This window comes from Saccharomonospora halophila 8, assembly GCF_000383775.1.
GTDB lineage: Bacteria > Actinomycetota > Actinomycetes > Mycobacteriales > Pseudonocardiaceae > Saccharomonospora > Saccharomonospora halophila.
Genome location: NZ_KB912557.1, coordinates 154,038 through 164,571 on the forward strand (window position 1 = coordinate 154,038; position 10,534 = coordinate 164,571).

The 10,534-nt window shown below is 71.6% G+C and carries 11 protein-coding genes; 5 read left to right on the forward strand and 6 right to left on the reverse strand.

Going from position 1 to position 10,534, the window contains the following annotated elements; genetic code table 11:
• On the reverse strand, nucleotides 1–1,366 hold a 1,366-nt coding region (dnaG, locus tag SACHA_RS22010; protein ID WP_019810513.1), incomplete at its 3' end, for a DNA primase.
• Between the two features lie 203 nt (nucleotides 1,367–1,569).
• On the opposite strand from dnaG, the gene SACHA_RS0113180 reads away from it, so the two are divergent.
• From SACHA_RS0113180 to SACHA_RS22015, 4 genes are all read left to right on the forward strand, one after another.
• Nucleotides 1,570–2,496 carry a sigma-70 family RNA polymerase sigma factor gene (locus tag SACHA_RS0113180; RefSeq protein ID WP_019810516.1) on the forward strand — a complete coding sequence of 309 codons (927 nt, stop codon included), beginning with the start codon at nucleotides 1,570–1,572 and terminating at the stop codon, nucleotides 2,494–2,496.
• A 589-nt stretch (nucleotides 2,497–3,085) separates the two neighbouring features.
• Nucleotides 3,086–4,372 (forward strand): nucleotide sugar dehydrogenase, encoded by a 1,287-nt coding sequence (locus SACHA_RS0113185; protein WP_232211873.1) that lies wholly within the window; start codon nucleotides 3,086–3,088, stop codon nucleotides 4,370–4,372.
• A 9-nt stretch (nucleotides 4,373–4,381) separates the two neighbouring features.
• Entirely contained in the window at nucleotides 4,382–4,540 is a 159-nt protein-coding gene (locus SACHA_RS24545) for a hypothetical protein (protein ID WP_019810519.1), read from the forward strand.
• The gene (locus SACHA_RS22015; protein WP_019810520.1) at nucleotides 4,524–5,999 is read left to right on the forward strand and encodes a glycosyltransferase family 2 protein; all 1,476 of its coding nucleotides are present in this window, start codon (nucleotides 4,524–4,526) and stop codon (nucleotides 5,997–5,999) included. The genes SACHA_RS24545 and SACHA_RS22015 overlap by 17 nt, the downstream gene beginning before the upstream one ends.
• 63 nt (nucleotides 6,000–6,062) lie before the next feature.
• Here the strand turns inward: SACHA_RS22015 and SACHA_RS0113200 are convergent, their stop codons facing one another.
• From SACHA_RS0113200 to SACHA_RS22020, 3 genes are all read right to left on the reverse strand, one after another.
• A complete protein-coding gene (locus tag SACHA_RS0113200) occupies nucleotides 6,063–6,662 on the reverse strand; it encodes a carboxymuconolactone decarboxylase family protein (protein WP_028663155.1) in 600 nt (199 codons plus the stop codon).
• A 284-nt stretch (nucleotides 6,663–6,946) separates the two neighbouring features.
• Nucleotides 6,947–7,135, reverse strand: coding sequence for a hypothetical protein (locus tag SACHA_RS0113205; RefSeq protein WP_232211874.1), 189 nt, complete (start codon nucleotides 7,133–7,135; stop codon nucleotides 6,947–6,949).
• Nucleotides 7,128–7,442, reverse strand: coding sequence for a hypothetical protein (locus SACHA_RS22020; protein ID WP_232211875.1), 315 nt, complete (start codon nucleotides 7,440–7,442; stop codon nucleotides 7,128–7,130). Before SACHA_RS22020 ends, SACHA_RS0113205 begins: the two co-directional genes overlap by 8 nt.
• Before the next feature lie 40 nt (nucleotides 7,443–7,482).
• On the opposite strand from SACHA_RS22020, the gene SACHA_RS22025 reads away from it, so the two are divergent.
• Nucleotides 7,483–7,701, forward strand: a complete 219-nt coding sequence (locus SACHA_RS22025; protein WP_157601687.1) for a hypothetical protein — start codon at nucleotides 7,483–7,485, stop codon at nucleotides 7,699–7,701.
• 43 nt (nucleotides 7,702–7,744) lie between these two features.
• On the opposite strand, the gene SACHA_RS0113220 is transcribed toward SACHA_RS22025, so the two are convergent.
• Nucleotides 7,745–9,535, reverse strand: a complete 1,791-nt coding sequence (locus tag SACHA_RS0113220; RefSeq protein ID WP_019810526.1) for a hypothetical protein — start codon at nucleotides 9,533–9,535, stop codon at nucleotides 7,745–7,747.
• On the reverse strand, nucleotides 9,532–10,534 hold a 1,003-nt coding region (locus SACHA_RS22030), incomplete at its 5' end, for a serpin family protein (RefSeq protein WP_019810528.1). The genes SACHA_RS0113220 and SACHA_RS22030, both read right to left, overlap by 4 nt.

Here is a 10,534-nt window from a genome sequence, read left to right on the forward strand (position 1 = left end):
GGGCCGGCCTGCGCCTGCCGCCCGCCTGCACCGGGGCGCCCGCGGTCTCCCGCACACGGCGCACGACCATCGCCTCGTCCTGCCAGCCGACCCACCACGCCAGCTTGGTGGCGTAGCCGTCCCGTTTGGCCTGATCCTTGATCTGGGCGACCAGCGGGACGGTGCGTTGCAGCGCCTCGACCCGGCCGTCCACCGAGTCGAGATCGTAGTCGGACAGCAGACTGCGGATGGCGAACTCGAACAGCGGGATCCGCCGCGCCACCAGGTCCTTCACGGCCGCGTCACCCTTGGCCAGCCGAAGCTCGCAGGGGTCCATCCCCTCCGGCGCGACGGCGATGTAGGTCTGGCCCGCGAAGGTCTGGTCGCCCTCGAACGCCTTCAGCGCGGCCTTCTGCCCCGCCTCGTCACCGTCGAAGGTGAAGACGACCTCACCACGGAAGGCGTCGTCGTCCATCATCAGCTGGCGCAGCACCCGCATGTGCTCCTCGCCGAACGCCGTGCCGGACGAGGCCACCGCCGTGGGCACCCCGGCCTCGTGCAGGGCCATCACGTCGGTGTAGCCCTCGACGACCACCACCTGGTGTCGCCGGGCGATCTCGCGTTTGGCCTGGTCCAGACCGAACAGCACCTGCGACTTCTTGAAGACCGGGCTCTCGCTGGTGTTGAGGTACTTCGCCTGGATGGGGTCGTCGTCGAACAGGCGGCGGGCGCCGAACCCGACGACGTCCCCGCCCCGGTCCTTGATCGGCCACACCAGCCGCCGGTGGAACCGGTCGATGGGACCGCGCCTGCCCTCCTTGGAGACCTGCGCCTTGTACAGCTCGGCCAGCTCGAAGCCGTTGCGCAGCAGGTGTTTGGTCAGCTTGTCCCAGCCACCGGGGGCGAACCCGCAGCCGAAGCGCTGCGCCGCGGCGCGGTCGAAACCGCGCTCGGACAGGAACGTGCGCGCGGCCTCGGCCTCCGGGGTCTCCAGCTGCTCGGCGTAGAACTCCTGGGCGGCCTTGTGCACCTCCACCAGCCGCATCCGGGTGCCCCGGTCGCGGCGGGGCGCGGCGCCGCCGCCCTCGTAGGTCAGGTGCAGGCCGATCCGGTCGGCCAGGCGCTCCACCGACTCCACGAACGGGAGGTGCTCGATCTGCATGACGAACTTGATGACGTCGCCGCCCTCGCCGCAGCCGAAGCAGTGGAAGGTGCCGTGGCTGGACCGCACGTTGAACGAGGGTGTCTTCTCCTCGTGGAACGGGCACAGCCCCTTCAGCGCGCCGCCACCCGCCCGGCGCAGCGCGACGTACTCGCCCACGATCTCGTCGATCCGATTGCGCTCGCGGACCTGCGCGATGTCGCTCTCCCGGATCCGTCCCGCCACACCCCCACTCTAGAACACCGCCCCACCCGTCCCTCCCACGGCGGCGGGCGGCCGTCCCCGGCGTGGTGCCGTGAAGGGCACTTTCCCTGCGCGTGGTGCAGTGAATGTGCCCCTCACAGCACTGGGTGCAGGGAATGTGCCCTTCACGGCACACCCCGGACGGGTCTGCGGGCGGTGCGGGTGGCGGGGCATAATCGGGGGTGATGTCACAGGGGAGGGAGTCGCTCGTCGGGGAGTTCCCCGCGTTGCGCGGGCACCTGCTCTCGGTGGCCTACCGGCTCACCGGGTCGGTGGCCGACGCCGAGGACGCCGTGCAGGAAGGGTGGCTGCGGCTGAGGTCGCTGCCCGCGTCGCGGCGGGAGGAGATCCGGGACCTGCGCGCGTGGGCGACGACCGTGGTGAGCCGGATCGCCCTCGACCGGCTGCGCTCGGCCACCGCCCGCCGCGAGTCCTACGTCGGTGACTGGCTGCCCGAGCCGATCGTGACTCCGCTGGGCGCCCCGGCGGCCGACGACCCGCTCGACGCCGTGGTGCGCGACGACGGGGTGCGCATGGCCGCGATGGTGGTGCTGGACACGCTCACGCCCCAGCAGCGGGTGGCGTTCGTGCTGCACGACGTGTTCCACGTGCCGTTCCCCGAGATCGCCGACATCCTCGACTGCACCCCGGCGGCGGCGCGGCAGCACTCCTCCCGGGGCAGACGGGCCGTCGCCGAGGCCGACCCGCCGCCGCGCGCGGACCTGGCCGAGCAGCGCGCGGTGCTGGACAGGTTCGTCACCGCGCTGGCGAACGGGGACCTGTCCGCGATGACCGAACTGCTGCACCCGGAGGTCACCCTGACCGGCGACTCGGACGGCAAGGGCCGCACCGCCCGCCGTGTCATGGCCGGCGCGGACACGCTCGTCCGGTTCTTCGCGGGCCTGCTGCGGCACTACCGCCCGGGTGTCCTGGACACGGCGCGGCCGGTGCTCGTCAACGGCGACGTCGGGCTGCACCTGCCGGCCGAGCCGGGCGGCGACGGCTACCGCGCCCTGGACGAGCACGTACAGGCCGTGGTGGTGCGCGACGGCCGCATCGTCGCCCTCTACGACGTCGTCAACCCGGACAAGCTCACCCACATCCCACGCTGACCCGGACGGTCTTCCCGATCCTGTCGCGAGACCGCCTGTCGTGCGCGGTCGCGACGGGCATCCGGGCCGCCATACCGCGGTCGGGACCCGGAACGGGCGACCCGTTCCCACAGTGCGATCGGCCGTCACACGACCCGGCCCGTGACCGATTCTCACGAACCATCCGCTCTTCACCGGAAACATTCACGAGACTCGCCGGAGCGAATTGGTGAATTTCTGCCATCGCGCCGCGTCGGGTGAATGTGCAACGATTACAGAATACATTCGCACCCCGTGTCGCACCAACGATCGACAAGGACGTGCGAATCATTTGCGTGACGTTTCTTACTCCGACCGCACGGCGCGCCGAACAGGAGCTCGCAAAAGAAGTCCATCGCAGGTCACGGTATGGATCAACGACCTTCCGGATTCCCGCCCCGGATTTCGTTGCACATCCGTGACGGGTCACGCTGTAGCGAACCCGGTCCGAACCACGACAATACGACGGCCGCCGTGTCGGAACAAAACGGGTTCCCGGCGGTCGTCCTCGCGCCCCACGGTGCGGAGAGAAGCCGATCGGACAATGAACGAGCAACGGGAGGGCGAAAGCGTGACAGCCTCACCGCAGTCGGCGGAAGGGTCAGCCACGGCGGCCGGGTTGACCCGTGCGGCGGTCGTCGGCCTGGGTTACGTCGGTCTGCCGACGGCGCTCGGGTTCACCGAGGCCGGTTGGGACGTCCTCGGCGTGGACACCTCCGACCAGCGGGTGAGCGAGATCCGGGCAGGACGCGCGGACCTGCTGCCGACGGATCACGACCGCCTCGCCGCGGACCTGGACACCCGGCTGTTCCTCACGACCGACCCCGGACCGCTCTCCGGTGTGGATCTGGTCGTCATCTGCGTCCCGACCCCGGTCGACGAGCACGCCGTACCCGACCTCGACCCTCTTCGGTCCGCGTGCGCGACGGTCGCCGGGAACGCCACCCCGGGCCAGATCCTCGTGCTGACCTCCACCAGCTACATCGGCAGCACCCGCGACCTCCTGCTCCCCCTCCTTCGCGCCCGCGGCCTCACCCCCGGTGTCGACGTGCATGTGGCCTACAGCCCCGAACGCCTCGATCCCGGTGACGCGACGCACGTCCCGAGGTCGACGCCGCGCGTGGTGGGTGGTGTGACGCCGCGCTGCGCCCGCCTGGCCGCCGACGCGCTCGCCGCGTCGGCGTCGGTGGTCCACACGGTCTCGTCACTGGAGGCCGCGGAAGCGACGAAGCTGTTGGAGAACACCTACCGTGCGGTGAACATCGCCTTCGCCAACGAGTACAGCTCGGCGATGCGCGAGCAGGACCTCGACCCCGAGGAGATCATCGCCGCGGCGGCCACGAAACCGTACGGGTTCACCGCGTTCCGTCCCGGGCCGGGCGTGGGCGGGCACTGCATCCCCTGCGATCCGCACTACCTGCTCTGGGACCTCCGACGACGACGCATCCCGGCCCCGCTGATCGAGCACTCGATGACCGCGATCGCGCAGCGCCCGCGCACCGTGGTGGAGCGCGCCCGGGAACTGCTCGCCGACACGGGGACGGCGCTGCGTCACGCGCGCGTGCTCCTCGTCGGGGTGGCCTACAAGCCGGGCGTCGCCGACGTGCGCAACTCCCCCGCCGTGGAGATCATCCGGTACCTCCGTGCCGAGGGCGCCGAGGTCTCCTTCACCGACCCGCTGGTGGACAGACTGCCCACCGGCACCGGCGTCCTCAGCACCGAGGCGTCGGAGGGCGCATGGGATCTCGCCATCGTCCACACCGCACATCCCGGGCACGACCTGTCGTGGCTGGCGACCGTGCCACTCGTCCTGGACACCACCTACCGGCTGGATCTCCCCGGCCGTCATCCGCTCTGAGGAGGGCACATGGGATACGACAACGAGAAGCTCGCCTACACCGGTCCCGCCGTGATGACCATCGGCGGCGTCACCTTCGGCATCGAGTGGCTGATCATCACGGGCGTCGTCCTGGTCATCGCCGGGGTGATTTTGATCCGGGGGCTGGGTCGTGCGCGGAAGCGGTGACGAGACCCGCGCGACGCTCGTCTGCGCCGTCGCCGTCGTGTGCGCGACGGCGTGGACGATCGTCTACCACCTCACGGTCGGGCAGGCGCGGCTGTCGGTGACACTCGTGTTCTACGGTGTCACCACGAGCGTGCTGATCGCGTTCCTGCTCGCCGCGGTCCGGCGGCGCAGCTTCACCCACCTGCCACCCGCCGACGGGACGGTGATCGCCATCGTCCCGTGTTTCAACACCGAGACTCGGGCCGTGTACCGCACCGTCGGCTCCCTGCTGGAGCAGACGCGCCCACCCGACGAGATCTACGTGATCGACGACGGGTCGGACGAGCCGCTACAGGGGTTCGAGCACGACCGCGTGTGGTGGTTCAGCCATCGCAACGCGGGTAAACGGCACGCCCAGGCCGCCATCCTGGAGCACCTCAAGCACCGCGAGTTCGACTTCCTGCTCACCGTTGACGACGACGCGGTACTCATGCCGGACGCGGTCGAACACACCCTGCGCGCGATGAGCGACGACCGGGTGCAGGCGGCGACGGGCCTGCCCGTCGTGCGCAACCGGCGGGACAACTGGCTGACCCGCACCACGGACCTGGAGATGGTGACGTGGTGCCTGACGGTCCGGTCGGCACGGTCGCACGTCGGCGCGGTGGCCCCGTGTTCCGGGGTGCTGGCGGTGTACCGCAGGGACCTCGTCTACGACAACCTGGAGGACTACGTCACCTCCGGCACGGCGGGGGACGACCGGCGACTCACGCACTACGCGCTGGAGCGGGGGCAGGCCGTCGCGGTCAACGAGGCCGTCGTCGAGACCACGATGCCGGACACGGTGAACGGGCTCTGGCGGCAGCGGGTGCGGTGGTTCAAGTCGTACTGGCGCTATCTCTTCTGGGAGATCAGGTTCCTCCGCCCCGTGCCACTGCTGTTCCGGGTGTACTCGCTGATCTTCTTCGTGCTCACCCCGGTCATCCTGGCGTGGGTGGTGCTCGTCCTCCCCGGTACGGACAAGCTCGCCGCCGTTCAGGGGTTCGGGTACTGGATCACGCTCACCTACGCGCAGACCGCGATGTACGCCGCCCAACGACCGGAACTGGCGACACGGTCCCGCGTGGTGACCTGGCTGCTGCTCACGCCGGTCGTGTCCGTGGTGAACCTGCTCGTGATCAAGCCGGCGATGTACTGGGCCGTGACCAAGGCCCGGGACGAGTCGTGGCAGACCCGCAGCGCGGGTGCGGGCCGGGACGAGGCGACCAGGCTGGTCCGGGCGGTCCCGCCACCGGCGGACAGACCGGATCGTACGGGCGCCTCCCCGACCGGCTCCCGCACCGGACCGGCCGGAGGCGTCGCACACCGCGCACGCCCGACCCCGCACGCCGCGGAGCACCCCGCACAGCCGAGGACGGAGCAGACCCGGATGCTGCCCTCGAACGGAGTCCTGCCCCGCGGACGGGGGAACGGCCGCTGAGAGGGTCGGCGATGGGTCACCGGCCCGGGCCCGATGGGCGGCGAACCACGACCACACCGGCCGTCACGCGACTCGGTTCGCTGTGGCCGCCGCGTCGGCGGGTACCGGAACCCGGCACGCCGCGCCCGAGGTGAAGCCCTGGTCGGTGATGCCGAGGGCGCTGTTCATGCGGGCGCGCATGTTCTCCAGCCCGATCTGGTACGTCAGCTCCACCAGCCCGGCACGTCCGAACTCGGCCTCCAGCTCGGCCACCTGCCCGTCGCTCACCCGTAAGGGCAACTCCGTCATCGCGTCGGCGTAGGCGAGCGCGAGCCGCTCCTGCCGGGTGAACAGCGGCGAGTTCGGGTAGTCGTCGATCGCCCGCAGCCGCTCGACGTCCGACCCCGCGTGCTTCTGCAGCATGGTGCCGAAGTCGATGCACCACGAACCGTTGACCCGCACGGCCGTGCGGTACACGGCCAGCTCCCGCACGGTCGGCGGCAGCGTTCGGCTCCCGTGCTCGACCAGCATCTCGTGCGCGCCGTACGCGGTCAGCAGCCTCGGGTGGTGCGCCGCGACGGTGACCGGCTCGGGCACCGCTCCGTAACGCCTGCGGGCGAACAGGTAGACCAACCGCGTGAACCATGACGCATCTGCCGTGGGGACTCCCGGAACGCGTGCCATGGTGTCTCCTCCTCGTCGCCGGGCGTCCGGATGACGCCCTCGACACGAGGACGGGGCCGCGCCCTCCGGTGTGACAACGCGCGGAACAGACGCGGCCCTCAACTCGCCCCGGGGCGCTCGACGCGCAACAGTGCGGCGGGCAGGTCACGCTGTGCGGGCGCGAGCGGTGGTGCGGGCAGGTTCGTGGTCGGTGTGGACATGTGGCTCCTCACGTCACATCGTTGGCGATGATTGCGACCCCGGTCGGGGGAGCCGGGACGGCGCCCGCACCGGCCGGAGCCGCGTCACAGCCGGTACAGCCCCTCCAGAACCCGACGGAGCAGGTGTTCGTCCGGAGCGGGCCGGAACTCGGACAGCGCGCGCCGCGCATCCTCGATCGCCTCGTCCGGGTCCACGGTGGGCCAGACCGGCCGGGTGGGGCGCAGCGCGCCGCGGCGGTGCCGGGGTTCGGTTCTCGGCGGAATCTCACGCACCACGGGGCACCGCGTGCGCCGACATCCGGTCACCGAGTGCGCGCACCCGCCGTCCGGTGTCCCGTACAGCCCGCGCGTCGGTGAGTGCGGCCTCCGCGAGATGCCCGAGCGTGCCGACGACCTCGTAAACGTGTCGCCGCAGTTCGGGGTCACCGTCCGGGCGCCGATCGCCGTCGCCCCAGGAGACCGGGCGCACCGCCTCCAGCACCCCGCGGCCCCGGTCGTGCAGGTCCTCCCACTTCCCACCGCTGCGCGAACACACCTCCGCCAGGAGGTCGTCGAGCAACTCCCATTGACGGCGGGTCAACCCCGCCGTCACCTCTGTCCCGTCGCAGTCCGGGGAGCTCATGCGACAGCCCCGTGCCGTGGTCGCGGCCCGGGACGGCGACCTCGACCACGCCACCACACTCGGCCACCGGGCGCTCGAAGCCGGGCGACGTTCCCTGCCGTCGCTGCTAATGGTGTCCGGGGAGCTGGCGACGACACTGACCCACCGCTTCCCCACCGAGCCCGCCACCCGGGACTACCTCGACGCCCTGCGGTCCGTGCGGCAGCGCACCCGCTGAGCACCGCGGGACCGCGTCCTCCGGTGTGACAGCAGCGGCCCGGCTAGCGCTCCAGCAACGCGTCGACGTCCCACAGCCACACGTCGCCGACGGCGCGCCCCGGGGCGTCGAGCAGCGCGCTGACGGTCGCCCGGAGTTCGTGCTGGTGTTCGGTCCCGATCGGCAGGACCACCAGGTCCGCGTTCCAGTGCTGGAGGTCCCGCCGGGCGGCGGCGCGGTCGCCGACCGTGATCTCCGGAGTACCGCCGTCCTCGGCGACCCGCTCCAGCAGGATCGACGTGGGCCTGCGCGGGGCGCCGTACCGGCCCTCACCGTCCCGGTTCGGCCCGACGAAATAGCCCTCCACCAGAGGGAAGCCCATCCCCGCGGCCATCTGCCAGTGCAGCGGGTCGGCGTCCCCGACGTCCGGCGGGGGTACGGGCACCACCGAGCCGTCGTGCACGTGGGTGCGCCAGGTGCCGTCGGCGAAGAAGGCCGGGGCCTCGCCGCGTTCGGTCACGCGCAGCTCGGTGGGCGCGATCGGGACCAGCGCGAAGGCCAGCGCGCTGACCCACACGATCGTGGCGGCGTAGCGCCGGTCGGGGCGGGTCCGCATCCGCAGCACCCGCTCGGTGGCCATCGCCAGCAGGATCCCGACGGGCACGAGGGCGCCCAGCGCGAAGCGGCTCTCCAGCACCGAGTCGAACAGCGGACGGTCGAACAGCAACAGCCAGATGCCGGGGATCGCGGTGGGGGTGCCGTCCAGGTAGAGCACCGCGCCCATCGAGATCCACGCCAGGACGAGCGCGGTCACCGCGAGCGCGCGGGCGGAGGCCACCCGCCACAGCGCCGCCACCACCCCCGCCAGCACGAGCAGCAGCGGCCAACCGAAGAAGGCGTTCTCCTCGGTGCGGTTCATGGACAGCGGCACGGCGCTGTCCGGAGTCCCCGCCAGCGACTCGGTGGCGAACGCCGGGAACGCGGCGAGGTCGTTGCCCCGCAGTCCGTGTTCCAGACCGGGGTAGCTCTGCGGGCCGAAGAACTGCCACCACAGCGGCACCGCCACCAGCACCAGTGCCACGGCCGCCCCGGTGCCGAGGGCGACGCCGAGCGGGCGGGCCAGGGCGAGCGCGTGCGCCGGGCGCATCAGCGCGTAGGACAGCGCGAACACGGTCATCGTGACCGCGGCGATCAGCAGAGGTTCCTTGCCGAGCAGGAGCTGCCACGCCACCAGCAGCCCGAGGAACACGCCACCACGCACCGGCCGCGCCCCGCGCACGACGGTGAGCAGACACAGCACGACGAACGGCAGCAGGAACAGGGCGACGAAGTTCGGGTGCGCGTTGCCGTGCGAGACGATCGGCGGGGCGAAACCGCAGAACGCCGCCCCGACGGCCGCACCCGCCCGGGAATCCACGACGTGCCGGGACAGCACCCAGTACCACGCCACCGCGGTGCCCGCCATCCCGCCGGTGAGCGCCAGCGCGAAGGTCACCGTAGGTCCGAACAGGACCGTGATCGGGGTCAGGGGGACGCCGAGCCCGAACATCGCGGTGTTCGCCGCCAGATTCACCCCGTCCGGGTGGTTCTGCAGCGTGGTGGTGAGCGGGTTCTCGAAGTTCAGCACCTTGTGTGCCGTGACGGCGAAGAACCACTCCCAGAGGTTCTGGTCCTGCCCGCTGAAGAAGAGGTACCCGTCCGAAAGGTTCAACCACAGTGGACGGTAGATCAGGAATGCCGCGAGGACGAACCCCAGCATCACCGCGGTGTCGGCCAGGCGGGGCCACAGCACGGCACGGCGCACGGTGGCGCGCTCGACCGGCGGACGGCCGCGCGGGGGCGCCGTCGTCGTCACGGCTCGACCACCCGGGCGAGGAAGTACACCACCCCGGTTGCGGCGTGTCGCACCAGCAGCAGGAACGGACGGTCCACGGTCACCGTGACAGGTTGCCCGGACGGCGCCGACACCAACCGCATCGTCGCCGCCGTGGCGGCGGCGCCCTCCAGTCCACTCTCGTCCACGCGCAACACCGACTCGTGCAGCACGTCGGCCACGGTCAGCCGCGGGTCGTCGGAGAGCTCACCGAAGTCCGAACCCGCCTCGAACATCGTGCGCACGCCCAGGGACGCCAGCGCGGGCCGGAGTCCACCGCGGGTGTCCAGGGCGAGACGGGGCAGCGTCAGCTCCACCCGGGCCGCACGTTCGGCGGTGAGCAGCTCGGCCAGGGTGTCCGCGTCGAGTCCGGGCTCTTGCTCGGCCAGCGGCCGGTCGGGCAGCAGCACCGTGGCGCGCACCCCGCCCGCCGCGGGCAGGGTGACCAGCCGCCACCCCGCGTGTTCCGCGTGGCCGAGCGTCTCGGTCTGGCGCATCATCGGCACCTGCCGCGTCCCGGACGGACCGTGGAAATCACCCGGCCCGGTGTCGTCCGCACGAAACGGGTACGTCCACGGGACCCGCAGATAGAGCGCGTTGACCAGACCGGCCACGGTGTCGGCGTCGATGCTGCCGGGCGGAAGCAGTTCCGGGATGAGGTCCCGCGTCGTGCGCGAGACGTCGGCGTTGATCTCGGCACGGGTGTCCTCGGGGTCCTCCGGGAACAACGCGGTCGCGACCGTGCCGCCCGGCCAGGTGGCGAGCTCCTCGGGGAAACCGGGGCGGACCGCCAGCTCCCGCCACACCCACAGCCGATTCGACACGGCCAGTTTCGGCGGATCGTCCGGAGCTTCGGGGGCGGGGTCCAGCTCGGCCGCGGTCCGCAGCAGCCCGGCCAGCTCCGCGACCGTGTCCGTCGCGTCCGGCTCCGTCGTCCCAGGAGTCCCGGGCGTCCCGGCATCCGCGGCCCCGGGCGCCCCG

Excerpts from the sequence above, each read along its gene's own strand:
- SACHA_RS0113180 (WP_019810516.1), top strand. The coding sequence starts at position 1,570 with ATGTCACAGGGGAGGGAGTCGCTCGTCGGGGAGTTCCCCGCGTTGCGC.
- SACHA_RS24545 (WP_019810519.1), top strand. The coding sequence starts at position 4,382 with ATGGGATACGACAACGAGAAGCTCGCCTACACCGGTCCCGCCGTGATG.
- SACHA_RS0113200 (WP_028663155.1), bottom strand. The coding sequence starts at position 6,662 with ATGGCACGCGTTCCGGGAGTCCCCACGGCAGATGCGTCATGGTTCACG.
- SACHA_RS22025 (WP_157601687.1), top strand. The coding sequence starts at position 7,483 with ATGCGACAGCCCCGTGCCGTGGTCGCGGCCCGGGACGGCGACCTCGAC.